This is a genomic window from Frigoribacterium salinisoli (assembly GCF_054781095.1).
Genome location: NZ_BAAGVB010000001.1, coordinates 429,673 through 449,378, shown reverse-complemented (window position 1 = coordinate 449,378; position 19,706 = coordinate 429,673). Strand labels below are relative to the sequence as shown.

Below are 19,706 nucleotides of genomic sequence, written 5' to 3'. Positions count from 1 at the left end.
CCCTACGGCCCCTTGGTAGGGTCGTTCGTCGACTGATCGAGGAGCACCACGTGGGAACGGTTCCGTCGGGCCCGCCCGAGGCCCTGCACCGCGACGTCGTCGGCGACGTGTGGGACGCCGACCCCGCCCTCGCGCTGCTGCGGAGCGTGAACGGACGGTGGATCCTGCCCCTGTTCTCCGAGCACCTGGAGCGCGCGGAGGGACCGGTGTCCGCGGACTGGTTCCACCAGGCCGTCGCCGAGGCGCTGGCCCGGAACGCCGCCGAGCAGGCCGCCCGACCGACGTCGCTCCCTGCTCCCCCGCCGGGCGGAGCCCAGCCCGCGCACGCCCTCGACGCGGCGAGCGCGCCGACCACCCCGATGAGCCCGGCGGACCACTGCCGGCGCTGGGTCGAGAGCCGGTGGCTCGTCCGCACCCGCGCCTCCGGCCCCGAGGGGCGCGCGCACTACCGTCTGTCGCCGCACGCGCTGCGCGCGTTGCGCATGGTGCGCGAGCTCGCCGAGTCCGACAGCGCCGTCTCGGAGGCGCGCCTGGGCAGCATCGCCCACGCCGTGCGACAGCTGGCCTCGCTGGCCGACCCCGACGCGGCGTCGCAGGTCGCCCGCCTCGACGAGCAGATCGCCGAGCTCACCCGTCGTCGGGACGCGATCGCCGCGCACGGACCCGAGCCCGTGGCCGCCGACGCCCTCGCCCGCCAGGTGCGCGAGGTGGTCCGGCTGACGGCGTCGCTGCCCGCGGACTTCCGGCAGCTGGGCGCCATGGTCGAGCAGCGGCACCGCGAGGTGGCTCGCCGGGCGACGCACGACGACGTCGGCAAGGGCGCGCTCGTCGACCAGTACCTGCGCGAGAACGACCTGCTCGAGCAGACCCCCGAGGGCCGGGCGTACCGGAGCTTCGCGCAGATGCTGGCCGGGCGCGAGGTCGACGCCATGCGCGCCGACATCGAGGCGATCCTCACCCACCCCGAGGCCGCCGAGCACCTCGGCGACGGACAGCGGGCGCAGCTCGAGCAGCTGATCTCGTCGCTGCTCGCCGAGGAGCAGCAGGTGCAAGAGACGTACGCGCGGTGGACGGCCTCGCTGCGGCGGTTCCTCAGCCGGTCGAGCGCCGACCGCCACCAGCGGCTGCTCACGCTCGCCGAGCGGGCCCTGCACGCGGGCAGCACCTGGGTCGACCGGCAGCCGGGGCACGCCTGGCTGCCCGAGGACGTGCTCGGGCTCGGCCCCCTCGACGCCGTCGACGTGTCGCAGGTGCAGCTCTGGAGCGAGCGCGGGCGGCCCACCGTCGAGGTCGCCGTCAGCGAGGGCGCCGTCGCGCTGCCCGACGCCGACCGGGCCGCGCTGCGGCTCACGGCCGGCACCAGCACGGCCGCCGTCGCCGCGACCGTCGAGCGGCTGCTCGACGAGGCCGCGGCCGCCGGCGTCGCTGCCGCGGTCGACTCGGAGGCGGACCCGGCCCCCGACCGGGCGCGCTCCGACGGCACGGTCGCGGTGACCAGCGTCGACGTCTACCGCGCCACCGACCCCGAGTTCCGTCGTCTCGGCCTCGTGCTGAGCATGCTCGACCTCGCCATCGACCGGGGCCTCGTCGCCGACGACACCGAGTCCGTCGCGCTCGCGGGCGACGACGGCACGGTCCGCCGGGTCACGCTGCCCCGTCTCGTGTTCACCCGCGACGCCACGACCACCCTGCAGGAGGACCCCGCGTGACCGACTCCCCCGACGCGACCGGCGTGGCGCCGACCCCGCCCGAGCACGCGCCCGCGACGGCAGCCTCCGAGCTGCCCCTCGCCGGCCGCCGCGCGCTCGTCACGCTGCTCACCCACCGTTTCGTCGCGCGCTCGCACCAGCGCGAGGCGTGGGCGGGACTGCTCGCGCACGAGGACGAGATCCGCCAGCGCCTCGGCGAGCTGTTCCTCGAGCTCGAGGTCGACCACCGGCACGAGGTCGCGTTCAAGCGGCAGGCGGGCGGCGACGACGCCCCCGTGCTGCTCCGGCGGGAGAAGCCCCTGTCGCGGGACGCCTCGTTCCTGCTGATCTTCCTGCGGCGCGAGCACGCGTTCACGGACGCCGAGGACGACGCGGTCGTGGTCTCGCGCGACCAGATGGCGGAGTTCCTCGGCCGGTACCACGACGACGCCCACGACGAGGTCCGCGCCGCGCGCCGGGTCGACGCGGCCGTCGCGGCCCTGCTGCAGCGCGACCTGCTCGAGCCCGAGCCCGACGACCCGCAGCTGTTCACGGTGGCCCCGGCCATCGTGCCGCTCGTGCGCCCCGAGCAGCTCGCGCACTTCGAGCGCGTCTACCTCGCCGCGGCCGAGGCCGCCGCCGACGGCTCCGGGGGCGCGGACCGCCCCGACGACGACCTCCCGCCCGACGACTCCCCCGCCGGGTCCCCGGCGGACCGTCGCGACGTGACCGGGGCCGAGCCCGGGGCGGGCGCCGCGCCGGACGCCGCGAGGGACCCGCACGACGCCGAGGACCCCCAGGGCCCCGCGGGCTCGGGGGACGCCTCCCTCGACGTCCCCCTGCTCGACCTCCCGACCGACCCCGAAGGTGACCGCGCATGACGGACCCGACCAGCGCCTCCGGCCCCGAGCTCGCCGACGACGTGCGCGACCAGCGCACGCGCGCCGACGCGGAGGCGCCCGCGCTCGACGCCGACCTCGACGGGGACGCCGAGCCCGACCTCGGCATGTTCCACCCGGGGCAGTACCGGATCGAGCTCGTGCAGCTGCTCAACTGGGGCAGCTACGCGGGACTGCACCGCATGCCGGTGGGGCGCGGCGGCATCGCGATCCTCGGTCCGACCGGCCGGGGCAAGTCGACCGTGCTCGACGCCATGTCGGCCGTCATCATGCCCAACCCGCAGGAGTTCAACCGGGCCGCCCGCGACGACTCCCGCCAGCGCAGCGAGCGCACCGTCTACAGCTACGCCCGCGGCAAGACCGACGAGGTGCGCGAGGCCGCGAGCGACCGCACGACGACGCGGTTCCTGCGCCCGCTGGGCCAAGCGTTCGCGAGCGGGGCCGCGATCACCTGGAGCACCGAGCTCGGCGAGACCGTCACCGCCGTGCGCGTGGCCTGGATCGCGGCCGACACGGCCGGCCAGGACGAGGTCACGCAGGCGAGCGTCTACCTGCTCGTCCGCGGCCGCTTCGACCTCAGCCGCCTCACCGAGCTCGGGCGGGACGCCACGAGCTCGTCGCCCATCACGAAGGCGTCGCTGTCGCGGCTCGTCGACCCGGCGCGCGACCTCGTCACCTGGTCGCAGCCCGAGCTGCGCGTGCAGCTCTGCTCGACGCTCGGCATCGGCGGCAGCGACGAGTCGCAGCTCAAGGCGCTCACGCTGCTGCGTCGCGCGCAGGCCTCGAAGGGCGTCTTCTCGATCGACGAGCTGTTCAAGCAGTTCGTCCTCACGCAGCCGAAGGCGCTCTCGCGCTGGGAGACCACTCTCGCCACCTACCGCGAGGCGTCGCAGCTCTACGACGTGTTCGAGACGACCCGCAAGAAGCTCGACGTGCTCCGCGACGTGCCCGACCTCGCGGCCCGCTGGGAGGCCGCAGGGAGCGACGCCGCGGCCGAGCGCGCCCTGCTGCGCGGCGCGGGCGAGGGGGCAGGAGGCGCGAGCGGCTCCGGCGGGTCGGCCACCGGCTCCGTCACCGGCACGAGCCGACTGCGCGTGTGGCTGGCCGAGAAGGTGGGCGACTGGGTCTCGGGCGAGGTCGGCCGGGTGCTCGACGCCAAGCGCACCGCGACCGACGAGCGCCGGTCGGCGGTCGCCGACGAGGAGGTCGCCCTGCGCAGCCGCGAGACGGCGCTCGTGCAGCTGGCCGAGGCCGGGGGCGACCCGTCGGGGTCGTTGCGCGAGCAGCTGGCCGGCGCGCAGCGCGAGCTGGCGCTCGTCGACCGCGAGCACGGGCGCCTCGCCGCCGTGCTCGGCGCGGTCGACGTGCCCGTGCCGACGAGCGAGGACGAGGTCGCGGCGTTGCGCGCACGCGCCGTGTCGCTCGCCGAGGAGGAGGCCGCGGCCCGTCGGGCCGGTGAGGAGGAGCGGACCGAGCTGGCCGCCCGCATCGCCGCCGCCCGGCAGGCGGTCGCCGCGAAGCAGCGCGAGAAGCAGTCGTTCGAGCAGCGCCGCAGCAACGTGCCCGACGAGGCCGTCGAGCGTCGCCGCCGCATCGCCGAGGGCGCGGGCGTGCCGCTGGCCGACCTGCCCTACGCGGGCGAGCTCTTCGAGGTCGCGCCCGAGCACCAGGGCTGGGCCGTGGCCGTCGAGCGCGTCCTGGGCGACGTCGCCACGCACCTCCTGGTCGGCCGCGACGACTTCGCCGCCGTGCGGCGCTTCGTCGACGAGCACGACATGCGCGGCCGTGTCACGGTCGTGCCGGTCACGGCGAGCCTCGCGCCCTCGCGGACCGCGATCGAGGGCACCGTCCCGTCGATGCTCGTCCTCGACGACGCGCACCCCTACGCGGGGTGGCTGCACGACGAGCTCGTCGACGACCGCAGCGTGCTCTGCGTCGAGGCCCCGGCCGAGCTGGACCAGCCGCTGCCCGCGGGCGTGCGGGGCGCGGTCACCCGCCGGGGCCTCCGGACGGCCTCGCGCCAGCGGGTCGTCAAGGACGACCGTGCCGGCCGCTCCTGGATCGGGCTCGACAACGCCTCGCGCGTGCAGGAGCTCGAGGCCGAGGTGGACGCCCTCATGGGCGAGCTGGACCGGGCGCGCGAGGCGTGGGACGCGGCGGAGCAGGAGTCCACGGCGCGACGTCGCGTGCTCGAGGCGCTGCGGCGCGCGGGCGAGGTCTCGTGGGAGGACGTCGACCGGGGCCCGGCCGCGGCGCGCGTGGCCCTGCTGCAGGAGCAGCTGGACCGCCTCTCGCAGGAGCGCCCGGAGATCGCCGAGCTCCAGGCCGCGATGCGTCGGCACGACGACGAGCGGGTCGCCGCGGCGCAGCGGAAGGCCGCGGCGGAGGCCGAGCTGGCGCGCCTCGAGGAGGAGCACGGCCGCCTCGTCGACATGGAGGACCTCTTCGCGGACGCCCTGGCCGAGGCCGAGGCGTCCCCCCTCACGCCGGAGGAGCGGGCCCTGCTCGCGCCCCTGCCGTTCGCGGCCCCCCGGGGCGTCGCCGACCTCGAGCGCGCGCACCGCGAGGCGGTCGAGCAGCTGCGCGGGCGGATCGCCGTGCACGAGCGGGAGCGCGAGCAGCACGAGGCGATGCTCGAGCTCGTCTTCTCGCGCTACCTCGAGCTCGACCCGAACGCGGGCGTCGACGCGACGATCGACAGCCTCCCGGCGGTGCTCGCGATCCACCGCGGCCTCGTCGAGGACGACCTGCCGCACGCCGAGCAGGACTGGCTCGCCCAGGCCGGCGCGAGCGTCGGCGACAGCCTCCGCGCCCTGCTCGTGCAGATCGAGGAGGACGGGCACGTCATCCGCCGCGGCGTGCGGCCGATCTCGGAGGCGCTCCGCGCGATCGAGTTCCGCCAGGGCTCCACGCTCGACATCGAGCCGCTCGCCGTGACGAACTCGGACCTGCAGGAGTTCCGGCGCACCCTCCGAGCGCACACGGCCGCCGACGCCGGTGCCGCGGGTGCTGCTGCCGCCGACCCGGCGGCGGTCGAGCGGCGCTTCCTGGCGCTGCGCCGCGACCTCGCGCAGCTCGAGGAGCGGTCCCAGGCCGGCGAGGCGTGGCGGCGACGGGTGCTCGACGCACGCGAGCACTACCAGTTCCGCGCCATCGAGACGCGGGCCGACGGCACGCAGATCGTGCACGAGGGCGTCGCGGGCAAGTCGGGCGGCGAGGGGCAGGAGCTCATCGCGTTCGTGCTCGGCGCCGCGCTGCGGTTCCGCCTCGGCGACGGCACCGACCGCGTGCCGACCTACGCGCCGATCGTGCTCGACGAGGGCTTCGTGAAGGCCGACACCGAGTACACGGGCCGGGCGCTCTCGGCGCTGCGGTCGCTGGGGTTCCAGCTCGTCGTCGGCGCCCCGCGCGACAAGGTCAACGCGTTCGAGCAGCACGTCGACAGCGTCGCGTACATCTCGAGCGACCCGTCGGACCCGGAGCTGTCGCGCATCTACCCGCTGACGATCCGCGAGGCCATGGAGGTCGAGCGGCACGGCCTGGAGCCGGCGCTGCTGGGCTGAGGCGCGCGGGCCTCAGCCCGCGGGGGCGTCGACGCGCACGCCGGTCTCGAGCTCGACGAAGCGCCACATCCAGTCGAGCGCGATCGCGGGCGTGAGCCCGGGCGCGTGCTGCGACAGCTGCGTGGCGAGGCCGTCGCTGTACGCGGCCAGCTTGAGGGCGAGGGCCGACGCGTCGTCCACGCGGAGCACGCCCTGCTCGGCACCGCGGCGTAGGGTGCGCGTGAGGCACGCCTCCCAGACGCGGATGCGGGCCACGTACTCGGCGGCGACGGCGGGCTTGCGGGCCACGGCCGTCCAGTAGTCGGACCAGAGGCGCCAGTGGTCCTCCGTGGCGTCGGTGCCCGAGAACAGCGGCTCGACGAGCATCCGCACCCCGGCGACGGGATCGGGCTCGGCGTCGACGGCCTCGATGATCGACGAGTAGAACCGCGCCGTCTCGAGCACGACGACCTCGTTGAGGATCTCCGCGACGCTCGCGAAGTGGTAGGTCACGGTGCCCACCGACACGCCCGCCTCGGTGGCGATGTCGCGCAGGCGCGTCGCGCCGAGGCCCTCGCGCAGGATCACGGTGCGGGCCGCGTCGACGATGAGGGCACGGCGCACCGCGGGCTCGAGCCGCCCGGCCGCGGTGCGCGGCGACCCGCCCGCGGTCGTGCCCGTGCTCGTCACGCCGACGTCCTCGGGACCACGTCGTCGAAGCGGCGCTCCGCGACCAGCTGGACCTCGGCCTCCGGTCCCCCGTCGCGGGCCCAGGCCTGCACGGTGTTGACGACGTGGAACGCCTCGGCGTCGGCGGTGACCTTCGAGGTCGTCTCGAGCCAGGCCCACCAGTCGGGCTTCTCGAGCCCGATCGACCAGTGCGACTCGGCCGAGGCCGAGAGGGGGTCGCCGTCGACGATGCGGTAGGTCTCGCGGCTGTCCTCGGTGAAGACGAGCCCGTCGGGGTACTCGCGGCCGCCGCCGTAGCCCGGGTCGACCTCGAGCACCCACTCCCCGGTCTCGACGTCGTGGGCGACCCCGCGCTGCGGGAGGGTCGAGCCGGACGGCAGGCGACGGATCGCCAACGGCTCGGCGTGCTCCGGGGGCTCGAAGGTCACGCCGTCGTCGGTGGTGCGGGTCCACGTGGGCAGGGTCACGGTGCTGCGCTCGGGGACGAGCGTCAGCGTCGCCTCCTCCGGGTGCGGCCAGACCCACGGCCAGTACGCCGACGACACGGCGATCCGCAGGCGGTGGCCGGCCGGGAACGAGTGGCCGGTCGAGACCAGGGCGACCCGGACCTCCTGCTCGACCCCGGGCTCGAGGGCGTCCGCCCGGTCGCGCCCGTGCCGCGAGTCGAGGTTGAGCACGCCGCGCGTGACGAGCGTCGAGCTGCCGTCGGGGGCGACGTCGCAGAGCCGCACGATCACGTGGGCGTGCGCGACGTCGCTCGTGAGGGCCAGGTCGACGAGCACCGAGCCGAGCACGTCGAGCGGCTCGTCGAGCGGCAGGTCGAAGCAGACCGAGCGGCCGTCCTCGGCGCGCTGGTCGGGCGGCAGGTCGGTGGCGTTGCCGAACGGGAAGAACCGGCCGGCGTCGAGCCCGGTGCTCTGCGGCGAGCGCACGACGACGGCACCGCGGTCGCCGCCGTCGAGCTCGGCGAGCGGCAGCGCCGTCGCGGTCGTGGCCGTCGACGGCCACGCCTCGGCGGCGACCCAGCGCCCGGTGCGCTGGTCGTAGGAGGTGGCAGGAGGCTCGGAGTCGTTGATCCAGGCCCGGAGCGCGGGCTCCGCCTCGACCCCGTTCTCGTCGCCGAGCAGCCAGCGGTCCCACCAGCGGAGGGTCTCCTGGAGGAACCCGATGCCGGGGCCGGGGGCGAGCCCGCGGTCGGGGTACTGGTGCGACCAGGGGCCGATGATGCCCTTGACGGGCGCGTCGAGGTTCTCGACGAGGCGCAGCACGGCGTCGCGGTACGGGTCCGCCCATCCGCCGACGGCGAGGACCGCCGCCCGGATGCTGGAGTAGTCCTCGCAGACGCTGCCGTGCCGCCAGTAGTCGTCGCGCTCCTGGTGCGAGAGCCAGACGGGCGTCAGGGGGCGCTGGTGCTCGAGCCGTTCGCGCCAGCGCTCGACCCAGTCGGCGCCGACGACCTCGGGCCGCGGCGGCCGCGCGTTGAACGCGAACATGGTCCCGCCCCAGGCGGCCATGTCGATGCCGAGCACGGCGCCGCCGATGTAGTGCACGTCGTTGTCGTAGCGGTCGTCGGTCGAGCAGACGGTGACGATGGCCTTGAGGGCCTCGGGTGCCCGCCCGGCGAGCTGCAGGGCGTTGAAGCCGCCCCACGAGATGCCGAAGGCGCCGACCCCGCCCGTCGACCACGGCTGGGCGGCGAGCCACTCGATCAGGGCGATGCCGTCGTCGAGCTCCTGCACGGAGTACTCGTCGTCGAAGAGGCCGTCCGAGGAGCCCGTGCCGCGGATGTCGACGCGCACCGAGGCGTAGCCGCGGGCGGCGTACCAGGGGTGCCGCTCGCTGTCGCGCGGGGCGGTCCAGTCGTCGAGCCGGTAGGGCAGGTACTCGAGCAGCACGGGCACCGGCCGGTCGACCCGCGGCGCCCAGACGCGGGCGTGCAGCCGCGTGCCGTCGGGCATCGGGACCCATTCGTCGCGCACGGTCACCTCGTGCAGGGTGCGGTCGGTCACGCGCTCTCCCATCGCTTGCTCCTGTGGCCGTCGCCGTGGTCGTCCCAGCCGTCGGTGTCGCGCCAGCTCGCGCGGCCGTCGCCGACGCCGGGTAGCTCGGTCGCGCCCGGGTCGAGCGTCGCGTCGAGCAGCGTGCGCGTGTAGGGGTGGGCCGGTGCGCGGAACAGGTCCTCCGTCGAGCCGATCTCGACGATCCGGCCGCCCGTCATCACGGCGACGCGATCGGCGACGCCGCGCACGACGGCCAGGTCGTGGCTGATGAAGAGGCAGCTGAGCCCCTTCTCGTCGCGCAGGCTCGTGAGCAGGTCGAGCACGCCGGCCTGCACGCGCACGTCGAGGGCCGTCGTGATCTCGTCGGCGATGATGAGGTCGGGGCCTGCCGCCAGGGCGCGGGCGATGCCGACGCGCTGCCTCTGGCCGCCCGAGAGCTGGGCGGGCAGGCGGCTCGCGAAGTCGGGCGTGAGGCCCACCTCGACGAGCAGCTCGCCGACCCGCTCGGCGGAGGCACTGCCCGTGAAGAGCTTCAGCGGTCGCGCGATCGCGGCACCGACCGTGCGGCGGGGGTTGAGCGACGTGTCGGCGTTCTGGAAGATCAGCTGCACCGAGCGGCGGAGGGCGAGCGCGCGGCCGGCGACCGGCTGGGTGAGGTCGCCCTCGAGCCCGTCCGAGCCGTGGAACGCGAAGCTGCCCGATTCGGCGGGGATCAGGCCCGCCATGGCCGTCGCGAGGGTGGACTTGCCGCTCCCGGACTCCCCCACGACCGCGAGGGTCTCCCGCTGGCCGATGTCGAACGAGACGCCGTCGACGGCCGCGGGCAAGCCGCGCGCGTAGCGGACGACGAGGTCGCGGGCGACGACGACGGGAGCCGCGGGGGCGAGGTGGGACCCGCCTCCTGAGGGCAGGCCGGTCGCCCGGGCTCGGGGCACGCTCGCGAGCAGCTCGCGGGTGTACTCGTGGTGGGGGTCGGCGAAGAGCTCGGCCGTCGGCCGGTGCTCGACGACGACGCCGTCGCGCATGACCGCGATCTCGTCGGCCATGGTCGAGACGACGCCGAGGTCGTGGCTGACGAGCAGGATCGCCATCTCGAGCTCGACGGCGAGGTCGCGGACGAGCTCGAGCACGGCGGACTGCGTCACGACGTCGAGCGCGGTCGTCGGCTCGTCGAGCACCAGCAGCTTCGGTCGCGCGGCGATCGCCATGGCGAGGGCGATGCGCTGCTGCTGCCCGCCCGACAGCTGGTGCGGGTACCGGTCGACGAGGGTCTCGGGGTCGGGCAGCCGCACGTGGCGGACGAGCTCGAGCACGCGGTCGTGCCCGCCCGGCAGCCCGTGGCTCTCGAGCGCCTCGCGCAACTGGCGGCCGACGCGCATCGAGGGCGTGAGAGCCTGGCCCGCGTTCTGCGCGACGAGCGCCGCCGTCCCACCGCGCAGGGCCCGCCGGTCGCGGTCGTCGAGCCCGAAGACGTCGGCCCCGGCGACCGTGACGCTGCCGCCGACGACGGTCGAACCGCGGCGCAGGTGCGCCAACAGGGTGCGGGCGACGGTGGACTTGCCGCTGCCGCTCTCGCCGACGAGGCCGAGCGCCCGGCCAGCCGGGATCGCGAAGCTCACGCCGCGCACGACGGGCACGTCACGGCGACCCGCGGCGTACGAGATGGAGAGGTCGTCGATGCGGACGACGGGCTCGGTGAGGAGGGGCGTGGAGGTGGTGCCGGTGCTCTCGGGGCGGGGCTCGAGGGGCGTGGAGCTCACGAGACGGCTCCCTTCTGTGCGCGGTCGATGCCGAGCGACTTGCTGAGGCCGTCGGCGCTGAGGTTGAGGCCGACGACGAGGGTGGCCAGCGCGACGACGGGCGCGAGCGTGCCGGTCGGCACGACCGTGAGGGCGGTGCGGTTCTCCTGCACCATGAGACCCCAGTCGGGCGTCGGCGGGTTCGCGCCGAACCCGAGGAACGACAGGGTCGAGATGAGCAGCACGATCCAGGAGGCGCGCATCGCGTACTCGACGAGCACCACGTCCGTCACGTTCGGCAGGATCTCGCGGAACACGATGCTCAGCGGCTTCTCGCCGCGGGCGCGGGCGGCGGTGACGTAGTCCTGCGTGATGACGGTGCGTGCGGCGCCGCGGACGACGCGGGTCACGGCCGGTGCGTAGACGACGGTGACGGCGAGGACGATCACCCAGAGGCCCGAGTCGAAGACGGTGACGACGACGAGCAGGGCGAGGATCGACGGGACCGCGAGGAGCGCGTCGACGATGCGCATGACGACCTCGTCGAACCAGTTGTCGGCGTAGGCGGTCACGCAGCCGAGGACCGTGCCGATCGCCACGGCGATGGTCGTCGCCAGGAAGGTCACGAGCAGTGCGTACCGGCCGCCGTTGAGGGTGCGCGAGAGGATGTCGCGCCCGTACTGGTCCGTGCCGAGCCAGTGCGACCAGGTCGAACCGGTGAGGGCCGCGGTCGAGTCGGTGGCGACGGGGTCGTGCCCCGCGATCCACGGGGCGAGCACGGCCAGCACGACGTGCAGGGCGATGAGGCCGAGGCCGATGGCGAGGGCCGACGAGCCGCTGATGCTGCTGGTGAGGCTGGACGCGACGCCGCGCACCCGGCCGGGCAGGCCGGCGGGGCCTCCCGAGCCTCCTGCGCCTCCTGCGCCTCCTGCTGTGGCGACGCGGGTCGCCTGCGTGGTGCTGCGGGTCATGAGCGGGCCTTCCGTCGGGTGCGGAGCCGGGGGTCGAGCGCCAGGGCCGTCAGGTCGGCCGCGAGGTTGCAGACGACGTAGACGAGGGCGCTGACGACGGCGATGGCCTGGATCGTGGGCAGGTCGCGGTTGAAGACCGACTCGAGCATGAGCTTGCCCATGCCGGGGTAGTTGAAGACGTTCTCGACGACCACGACGCCACCGAGCAGCCAGGCGACGTTGAGCGCGACGACCGTGAGGGTCGGCAGCAGCGCACTGGGCACGGCGTGGCGCCAGACGACCTGGCGGGTCGTGAGGCCCTTGAGCTCGGCCGTCGTGACGAACTCGCTGGCCATGACGTCGATCGTCGACGACCGGGCGGTGCGCACGATGTAGGCCGCCATGGCGAGCGTGAGCACGATGACCGGCAGCCACACGGCGGGCAGCAGCTCGGCGACCGTGGCGCTGTCGCCGCGCAGCACGACCGCCGGGAACACCGGGATCGCGACCGCGAAGAGCAGCACCAGGATCGTGGCGACCATGAACTCGGGCACGCTCATCACGACGAGGCTGACGAGCGAGATGGCGTGGTCGCTGGGGCGTCCGCGCCGGACGCCCGCGACGACGCCGAGCGTCAGCGAGACGAGGATGCCCACGACCATGGCCGGGACGGCGATGAGCATGCTGTTGCGGAAGGCGACGAGCAGGTCGGGACCGACGGGCTCACCGCTCACGAGCGAGGTGCCGAAGTCGCCCGTCGCGGCCGCGAGCAGCCAGTGGCCGTAGCGGACCCAGACGTTCTCGTCGAGGCCGAGCGTCGCGCGGACGGTGGCGAGGGCCTCCGGGGTGGCGTCCTGGCCGAGCAGCTGCTGGGCGACGTCGCCGGGCAGCAGCTGCACGGCGAAGAAGACGAAGAACGAGGCCAGGAGGACCGTGAGCAGCGCGGTGCCGAGGCGGCGGGCGACGAGCAGGGCCGACGTCGTGATCGTAGGGTTCATGCGCGGAGTCCGATCGAGAGGTAGTCGAACTCGAAGCCGTGCTCGCGGTAGTTGACGACCTCGCGGCTCAGGCCGACGAGGCGGTCGCCGAACATGGGGGTCATGTCGGCGGAGTCCTCGACGACGACGCGCTGGGCGTCCTGGTAGAGCATGCGGCGACGGTCGTCGTTCATCTCGGCGCGGGCGGAGTCGAGCAGGCCGTCGAACGTCGGGTTCGACCAGGCGCTCTCGTTGTACGACGAGCCGGTGCGGAAGATCTGGTTGAGCAGCTGGTCGATGGGGCGCCCGGTGAACCAGTAGCTCACCATGAGCGGCTCCTGCATCCAGATCTGCGTGTAGTACGAGTCGGACGAGGCGTTGCGGACGACGAGGTCGATGCCGGCCTCCTTCACGGCGTCGCGGTAGGCGACGGCCATGGGGGTGAACACGGACTCGTAGCTCGACGTGAAGATCTCGGTGCGGAACCCCTCGCGGCCGGCCTCCTTGAGCAGGAACCGTGCCTTGTCGGGGTCGTGCTCGCGCTGCTCGTCGAGGAACACCGCCTGGGTGGGCGGCACCGGGTTGTCCCAGCCGGGCGAGCCGGTGCCCTGCAGGGCGGTGTCGACGATCGTCTGCGGGTCGTAGGCGAGCTTCATCGCCTGGCGCACGCGCGGGTCGCTGAACTCGTCGCTCGTGAAGAGCATCGGGATCGTGTACCACTGGGCGTTCGCGGAGCGGGCGACCGTCGCGGTGCTCGACGCCGAGACGACCTGGGCGGTGGCGTAGTCGAGGTTCGTCTGCGAGATGAGGTCGATCTGCCCGGCGAGCAGGGCGTTGACGCGGGCCGTGGTGTCCTGGATCGAGTAGAAGTCGATGCCGTCGAGCACGGGACGACCGGCGAAGTGGTCGTCGAACGCCTCGATGCTGCCCGTGCCGGCGGGCTCGAAGCTGCTGAGGCGGAACGGCCCGGTGCCGATGCCCGTGCGGCCGATCTCGCCGGCACTGCCCTCGGGGATGATGTAGCACTGGTACGCCGTGAGCAGCGAGGGGAACTCCGCGTTGGCGGTGAGCAGCTCGATGCGCAGCGTCATTGGGTCGGGGGCGCTCATGCTGCCGGGGCCGATCATCGCGGCGAGCACCTCGCCCTGCGGCGAGGCCGTCTCGGGGTCGAGGATGTGCTCGATCGAGTAGATCGCGTCGGCCGCCGTGAAGCGACGCCCGTCGTGGAACCGCACGCCCGAGCGGAGCTCGAAGGTCCACACGCGGCCGTCGGGGGTGGCGGACCACTCCGCGGCGAGGTCGGGCACGGTGACGCCGGCCTCGTCGAGCTTGACGAGGCGGTTGTAGAGCGCGCCGAGGTACTCGTAGGCCGACAGCGAACTGGCGGAATCGAGGGTCTCGGCGGCGGAAGCGGCCGGGCGCGCGATGCGCAGGCGACCACCCCGGGCGGCAGCGCCGGTGGCGGCGGCCTCGGGGATGGTGGGCGTGCGGCGGTCGGGCGCGCACCCGGCGAGCGTGAGCAGGCCGAGGCCGGCGAGGCCCGCGGCTCCTGCGAGCACGGCGCGGCGGCTGGGCTGCGCGCGTGCGGCGGACGGGGGGACGATCGGTGTCATTCGGGGAAGACCTTCCGGGTTATCGTTCGCCTGAACGATAAGGGGAGGCACCGGTCTGTGGCTAGTTCGGGGGGCGGGGGTGGCCCGCCGCTCCCGTGCACGGTGTGCACGCCCGATCGGCAGCGATAAGGGGATCGCGCGGGGGTGGAACGGGCCCGCGGACGGGGCAGAACTTTACGTAGTCGTTACCTGGCGGCGGGGGTCTCGGTGGCAGGTGTCGTGCTGAGGCGGCCGCTGCGGCGGGCCCGGTCGGCACCGTGTCGGGGCGTGCGGCGGTGGTCCAGGCGGGCGTTGCGCGTGGAGAGGGACGTGACGCGGCCGGGCCCGGGCGTGCCGTGTCCCTTCGGCCGTGTCACGCGGGTCGCACCCGCGTCAGGCGGGCCGCGCGCGGGAGAGCAGTCGCACCGCCGGCAGGTCGGGCAGCGCCCAGTCGAGCTCGGCCAGGCGGGCGGGTTCGACCCACTCCATCTGGTCGTGGTCGGTGCTCCGCGTCGGCCGGGGCCCGTCGAGCGTCGCGCGGAAGCAGGCGAGCTCGATGACCCGCTCCCCCACGCGCGTCGCGTCGGTGGTCAGCTCGTCGCCGACCACGATGTCGACGGACAGCTCTTCCGCGATCTCCCGGACCAGCGCCTCCTGCGCCGTCTCGCCCGGCTCGACCTTGCCGCCCGGGAACTCCCACAGGCCCGCCGACGCCTTGCCGGGCGCGCGGCGGCAGGCGAGCACGAGGCCGTGGTCGACGACGACCGCGGCGACCACGCGGAGGGGTGGCGCGGCGGAGTGGTCGGTGGGGTCGGTGGGGTCGGGCACGAGGTCAGGGTAGCCGTGCTCATATCTAGGGGCTCGGGATCTCCGATCACGTGAAAACTTGGCGCGACAGGTGTGACCTGCTCGAGACGCAGCAGCACTTGTAATAGCGTCACCACATGGCCCGCATAACCAGCTTCGAGCCCGGAGCTCAGGAGATCCAAGCCCACCCGAGCGAGGTGACGTGTTTCCACCAAATCGTTCTCGACTCGGACGGCAAGCGTTTCCTGCACCTTTCGACCTTCGGCTCCCAGGACCGGGCTTCGAAACCCAAGTCAAGCCAGTCGATTCAGGTGGGTGAAGAAGAAGCTCAAGAGCTAGTGCAGATTCTCTTGAACGCCTTTCCAGGGATCAGGTCCTCCTAGGGCGCCACCCACATGACTGACCGCGGCACAGCCCGCCCTCACCCCTCCACGAGCTCGATGAACCGCGACAGCAGCCCCAGCCCGCCGATGCTCGTCGGCATCGCCGAGGTCAGCGCGGGCGAGTGCACGAGGTACGCCGCCCACTTCGCGCGCGAGAGGGCGACGTTGAGCCGGTTCGGCATGAGCAAGAAGTCGAGCCCGCGCGGGATGTCCGCCGCCGACGACGCCGCGAGCGACACGATCGCGACGACCGCCTCCCGCCCCTGGAACAGGTCCACCGTGCCCACGGTGGTCCCCCGCAGCCCGGCCCCGTCGAGCGCCTCGCGGATCAGCGCCCCCTGCGCGTTGTAGGGCGCGACGACGATGACGTCCTCGTCCGTCAGGAGGCGCGTCCCCTGCTCGTCGGTCCACTCGCGACCGACGACGCCCCGCGCCAGCTCGACCACCCGTGCCGCTTCTTCGGGCGACGCCGTGGTGTTGCCGGCGTGCACGACGGGCTCGACGTGCAGCCCCGGCGCGAGGCCGGCGAGGCACCGCTCGGCAGCGCTCGACGTCAGCTGCCCGGCGTAGGACAGCCGCGAGACGGGCGCCGTCAGCGCCGGGTGCATGCGCCGGGTGCGCGCGAGGAAGTACCCGAGCTCGGCCGGCAGTACGTCCCGCCCGTCGGCGAGCCAGCCGAGCGCCGAGGTGTCGACCGGCTCGGGGTGCGACCCCTGGCTCACCTGCGGCAGCTGCTGCGGGTCGCCGAGCAGCAGCAGGCGCTGTGCCGACACCGCCGACGCGATCGTGGGCGCGAGCGAGAACTGCCCCGCCTCGTCGACGACGAGCAGGTCGAGCGAGCGGCGGGCGATCGTGTCGGCGTTGGCGAAGGTCCAGGCGGTGCCGCCGACCACGCCCCCGGTCTCGCCCGGACCGGTGAGGAACGCCGCCAGCGCCGCGTTGTCCTTCATGGGCGTCCAGGCCGCGGCCTCGAGCGCCTCGGGGTCGGTCCCCTTCTGCGGCACCTTGGCCACGCGCGCCGGGTCGACGCCCTTGCCGACGACGGCGTCGAGGAAGTTCTCCGCCACCGCGTGCGACTGCCCGACCACGCCGACCCGCCAGCCGTGCTCGGTGACGAGGCGCGCCACGACCGTCGACCCCACATAGGTCTTGCCGGTCCCGGGCGGACCCTGGATCGCGAGGTACGACCGGTCGAGCCCGAGGAGCGTCGCCAGGACCGCGTCGACGGTGTCGTCGCCCGCGACGGGCACGACTCCCCCGCGCGGCGGCACCCGGCGCAGGAGGTCGAGGGCCGGGTCCGCCAGCGGCTCCGGCAGGGCGTCGAGCACGCTGCGTCCCCACTCCGAGATGGCTGCCGGCTGCGGCGCTGCGCGCGGTGGAGCGGCAGGAGTAAGCGCGAGCGGGTACTGGTGGTGCGGCTCGGCGCCGCTCGGGAGGGACTCCTTGACGAGCACGACGACGCGGTCGTGCTCCGCGTCGACGTCGAGCACGGTCGCGCGGGCCGTGGCACCGCGGAGGCCTGGGCCGGGGGCGGCGACCGACTCGGGGAGCGGGGCGTCGTAGACGAGGTGGGGCGCGCCTCCTGCGCTGGGCTTCTTCCCGGATCCCAGCTTGCTGCCGGGGGCGAGCGTGCCGCTGAGGCGCAGGTCGCGGGAGAGCGTCCGGGCGCGCGGCAGCTTGTCCCAGTCGCGGACGACCTCGGCACGCTCGACGACGAAGACGTCACGGGTGTCGGCCCACTCGTCGAGCGGGGCGCGGAGGCGGTCGAAGTGCTCCTGCCAGAAGGTCTTCGCCTCGCGGCGGTGGTAGTCGATGGCGGCTGCGGCGAGGGCGAGGGCCGTCTCGTCGGGGGTGCGATCGAGCGGGACGACGTCGGCGAGCAGGGCCTGCAGCTCGAGGTAGACGGGGTCGGGCTCGGCGCGGACGCGTTCGTCCTCGACGAGGGGCAGTGCCTCGTCGCTCGTCTCGCCCTCGGGCACGAAGCCGAGCAGCCAGTCGCGGAGCCGCAGCGTGGAGCGGCAGTCGTACTCGTTGTAGTCGGCGACCTGGTCGAGGCGGTCCTGGCCGGCGGGGTCACCGGCGCGCAGGGCGGTGATGGCCTCGACGTAGGCGGTGATGCTGTCGGCGGCGTTGACCACTCCTCCCCCGTCGCGGTAGTCGTCGCCCATGTACAGCGGCTCGAGCTTCTTGATGGAGTAGCTGCGCGACCCGACGAGCAGGGCTTTCCGCACGATGGGGTAGAGGTCGACGAGCACGCCGTCGCGCAAGAGGTCGTCGACCTCCTCCTCGCCGACGCCGTGACGGGCGGCGAGCGAGAGCAGGTGGGTGCGCTCGTAGGCGGCGTAGTGGTAGATGTGCAGGCCGGGATGGGCAGTGCGACGTTCGCGGACGAAGGCGAGGAAGTCGATCAACGCCTGTCGCTCCTCGCGCAGGTCGTGCGCCCAGAACGCGCTGAAGCGGGCCTGGTCGTCGACGAGGCCGAAGAGGTAGTCGAGGCCCCAGATCTCGTGCCCGGACTCGCTGTACAGGGGGTCGCCCTCGAAGTCGAAGAAGATGTCGCCGGGGTCGGGCGCCGGGATCGCGGCGAGGGCACCCGGGTCGACGAGCCGCACCTGCGGCACGCCACCCTCGCTGGCGACTTGCAGCTCGGCCTGGGACCGGAGGCGGGTGAGGGCCGCCCCGCTGACGCCCGGCACGCTGCCGCTGCTGGTGGCGAGGTCGTCGATGCTGTGGATGCCCGCGGCGTGGAGGGCGGTCCGCTGCCCGAGGCTGACGCCCGCGACGAGCACGAGGTCGCGGTGCGCCTCGACCTGGGCGGAGCACTGCGAGCAGCGCCCGCAGGCAGTGACGCCGGAGGCCCCCCACGGCAGGGCCTCGGGTGCGGCCAGTCGCTCGTCGAGCACCCTGCGCAGGCGGGCCCGCTGTGCGCGGTACACGGGGGCGATGTCGTCGAGCGCGTGGGTGGAGGTGCTGCCGTCGCCGAGGACGAGGTGCACCTGCCGTCCGACGGAGATGCCGAGGGCCTCGATCTGCTCGGCGTAGGCGGCGAGCTGCAGCAGGGCGGGGATCTTGGCGTGCCGGGCGAGCTTGGTGTCGTAGACCTCGTAGGCGCCGTCGGGAGTCCGGAGGAGGAAGTCGCTGAACCCGATGAAGGTGCCGTCGAAGAACGTGGCCTGGTAGAGCACGTCGGCGCCGTCGTGCATGGCCTGCTCGGCGGCGGCAGCGGCGGCCGGGTAGCCAGCGCGGTCGGGCCGTTCAAACTCGACGACATCGTGCGTCGCACGCAGTTGCTCGAGGAACCGCACCTCGTGGTCATCGCCGAGCCGAGCCGTGCGGTCGAGCATCGCATCGGCGACCTCGGCGATGGGATCGGTGCGCCCCAGCTTCGCGTCGAGGCGCCGCAGGAACGCCCACTCGCAGGCCGCCCACGTTGTCAGGTCGGAGGGGCTCGTGACGACGGTGCCGGTGTCGGGGTCGATGTAGATGCTGTTCTCCTCGCGGGGCCCGGTGGGTGCGGTCTCGGGGTCAGGCTAGCCAGAGCCGGGGACATTCTGGGGCGACGACGGCCACGCTGTGAGACGGCGTGGCACGGGTACCGCACGAGCGTGCCGTCCTCCCCAGGATCCGTGAGGGGACGACCCTCCCCGACCACCCACACGTGCGCTCCTACGCGGCTGCCCCGCCTGCTTGCCTTCGGGTCATGATCATCGAAGCTGGGTACGGCCTGCACTTCCTCCTCGCCCCGACCGTCCGCGAAGAACGCTTGGAGGGGGTCCGTCACTCTCTCTGGGCACTGGGGACCGATCGTGATCTACGGCTCGTCTCTCTCGATGCCGTGGCCGACTGGAGGGGGCACGATCTCGGGCAGTACGGCGACGCCATCGCTCGCGCCCTCGACGTCGAGCACGCAGACGTCGCGCACTACGCTCTCGCGTACTGGTCCCCCGTCGTCCTCAAGGACGACCGCCTGGACCTACGCGGGACGGAGTACGGGCTCGCCGCGCACCCCGCGCTGGTCGCCCGCGACCTCCTGGGCGTCGCCGCCTACGACGACGAGGGGTTCCGGAACACGTTCCCCCGGTTCGAGTTCAACGAGTACCTCTCGTACGAGCATCTTCCTCGGGCACACGTCCTCAGCGGGCCGCACGAACTGCAAGGGTGCCCGTGCGCTGCGTGCCGTCAGCAGCGCTCTCGGCTCCACGAACGGGGACGACGGCGAGACGCGCGAGAGTCGCGTCGGGGTATCAGCGAGTACGCGTCCACCCCCGGTACTACGGCCAGCGCCGGTTGCACGGCTGCTCATCCCCCGGAGCATCAAAAGTTCTGGTCGGGCTGACAGGATTTGAACCGGCGACCCCTTGACCCCCCGGTGGAAGGAGCAGGACTCATAGCCCACTTGACCGGGAATTTCCGTTTCAGAAGTGCGCCCCACGCGTCAC

At 73.8% G+C, this 19,706-nt stretch carries 13 protein-coding genes; 5 read left to right on the top strand and 8 right to left on the bottom strand.

Annotation, left to right across the window (positions count from 1 at the left end; all coding sequences use genetic code 11):
- The first annotated feature begins 50 nt into the window (after window positions 1–50).
- From ACYVHQ_RS02155 to ACYVHQ_RS02145, 3 genes are read left to right on the top strand one after another with little or no spacing between them, the layout of a single operon-like run.
- Window positions 51–1,709 (top strand): DUF3375 family protein, encoded by a 1,659-nt coding sequence (locus ACYVHQ_RS02155; protein ID WP_460510486.1) that lies wholly within the window; start codon window positions 51–53, stop codon window positions 1,707–1,709.
- Window positions 1,706–2,569: a DUF4194 domain-containing protein gene (locus tag ACYVHQ_RS02150; protein ID WP_460510485.1), complete on the top strand. Its 864-nt coding sequence runs from the start codon at window positions 1,706–1,708 to the stop codon at window positions 2,567–2,569. Before ACYVHQ_RS02155 ends, ACYVHQ_RS02150 begins: the two co-directional genes overlap by 4 nt.
- Complete coding sequence (locus ACYVHQ_RS02145; protein ID WP_460510484.1) at window positions 2,566–6,150, top strand: ATP-binding protein; 3,585 nt, start codon at window positions 2,566–2,568, stop codon at window positions 6,148–6,150. Before ACYVHQ_RS02150 ends, ACYVHQ_RS02145 begins: the two co-directional genes overlap by 4 nt.
- 12 nt (window positions 6,151–6,162) lie before the next feature.
- Here the strand turns inward: ACYVHQ_RS02145 and ACYVHQ_RS02140 are convergent, their stop codons facing one another.
- The 7 genes from ACYVHQ_RS02140 to ACYVHQ_RS02110 all read right to left on the bottom strand — a co-directional run bounded on the left by ACYVHQ_RS02140 (window position 6,163) and on the right by ACYVHQ_RS02110 (window position 14,905).
- Window positions 6,163–6,819 carry a TetR/AcrR family transcriptional regulator gene (locus tag ACYVHQ_RS02140; protein ID WP_460510483.1) on the bottom strand — a complete coding sequence of 219 codons (657 nt, stop codon included), beginning with the start codon at window positions 6,817–6,819 and terminating at the stop codon, window positions 6,163–6,165.
- Window positions 6,816–8,828, bottom strand: coding sequence for a CocE/NonD family hydrolase (locus tag ACYVHQ_RS02135; protein WP_460510482.1), 2,013 nt, complete (start codon window positions 8,826–8,828; stop codon window positions 6,816–6,818). The genes ACYVHQ_RS02140 and ACYVHQ_RS02135 overlap by 4 nt, the downstream gene beginning before the upstream one ends.
- The gene (locus tag ACYVHQ_RS02130) at window positions 8,825–10,579 is read right to left on the bottom strand and encodes a dipeptide ABC transporter ATP-binding protein (protein WP_460510481.1); all 1,755 of its coding nucleotides are present in this window, start codon (window positions 10,577–10,579) and stop codon (window positions 8,825–8,827) included. The genes ACYVHQ_RS02135 and ACYVHQ_RS02130 overlap by 4 nt, the downstream gene beginning before the upstream one ends.
- Entirely contained in the window at window positions 10,576–11,529 is a 954-nt protein-coding gene (locus ACYVHQ_RS02125) for an ABC transporter permease (RefSeq protein WP_460510480.1), read from the bottom strand. Before ACYVHQ_RS02125 ends, ACYVHQ_RS02130 begins: the two co-directional genes overlap by 4 nt.
- Window positions 11,526–12,506, bottom strand: a complete 981-nt coding sequence (locus tag ACYVHQ_RS02120; RefSeq protein WP_460510479.1) for an ABC transporter permease — start codon at window positions 12,504–12,506, stop codon at window positions 11,526–11,528. The genes ACYVHQ_RS02125 and ACYVHQ_RS02120 overlap by 4 nt, the downstream gene beginning before the upstream one ends.
- A complete protein-coding gene (locus ACYVHQ_RS02115) occupies window positions 12,503–14,098 on the bottom strand; it encodes an ABC transporter substrate-binding protein (RefSeq protein WP_460510478.1) in 1,596 nt (531 codons plus the stop codon). The genes ACYVHQ_RS02120 and ACYVHQ_RS02115 overlap by 4 nt, the downstream gene beginning before the upstream one ends.
- Before the next feature lie 372 nt (window positions 14,099–14,470).
- Window positions 14,471–14,905, bottom strand: coding sequence for a (deoxy)nucleoside triphosphate pyrophosphohydrolase (locus tag ACYVHQ_RS02110; protein ID WP_460510477.1), 435 nt, complete (start codon window positions 14,903–14,905; stop codon window positions 14,471–14,473).
- A gap of 116 nt (window positions 14,906–15,021) precedes the next feature.
- Between ACYVHQ_RS02110 and ACYVHQ_RS02105 the strand changes: the two genes are divergently transcribed.
- Entirely contained in the window at window positions 15,022–15,267 is a 246-nt protein-coding gene (locus ACYVHQ_RS02105; RefSeq protein ID WP_460510476.1) for a hypothetical protein, read from the top strand.
- A gap of 38 nt (window positions 15,268–15,305) precedes the next feature.
- Here the strand turns inward: ACYVHQ_RS02105 and ACYVHQ_RS02100 are convergent, their stop codons facing one another.
- On the bottom strand, window positions 15,306–18,704 hold the full coding sequence (locus ACYVHQ_RS02100; protein WP_460511216.1) for a TM0106 family RecB-like putative nuclease: 3,399 nt from the start codon (window positions 18,702–18,704) through the stop codon (window positions 15,306–15,308).
- Window positions 18,705–18,967: 263 nt separating this feature from the next.
- Between ACYVHQ_RS02100 and ACYVHQ_RS02095 the strand changes: the two genes are divergently transcribed.
- Entirely contained in the window at window positions 18,968–19,603 is a 636-nt protein-coding gene (locus ACYVHQ_RS02095; RefSeq protein ID WP_460510475.1) for a hypothetical protein, read from the top strand.
- Window positions 19,604–19,706: the final 103 nt, after the last annotated feature.

Bases quoted from the DNA above. Each gene is read 5' to 3' on its own strand.
- ACYVHQ_RS02115 (WP_460510478.1), bottom strand. From the start codon at position 14,098: ATGACACCGATCGTCCCCCCGTCCGCCGCACGCGCGCAGCCCAGCCGC.
- ACYVHQ_RS02120 (WP_460510479.1), bottom strand. From the start codon at position 12,506: ATGAACCCTACGATCACGACGTCGGCCCTGCTCGTCGCCCGCCGCCTC.
- ACYVHQ_RS02125 (WP_460510480.1), bottom strand. From the start codon at position 11,529: ATGACCCGCAGCACCACGCAGGCGACCCGCGTCGCCACAGCAGGAGGC.
- ACYVHQ_RS02145 (WP_460510484.1), top strand. From the start codon at position 2,566: ATGACGGACCCGACCAGCGCCTCCGGCCCCGAGCTCGCCGACGACGTG.
- ACYVHQ_RS02095 (WP_460510475.1), top strand. From the start codon at position 18,968: ATGATCATCGAAGCTGGGTACGGCCTGCACTTCCTCCTCGCCCCGACC.
- ACYVHQ_RS02105 (WP_460510476.1), top strand. From the start codon at position 15,022: ATGGCCCGCATAACCAGCTTCGAGCCCGGAGCTCAGGAGATCCAAGCC.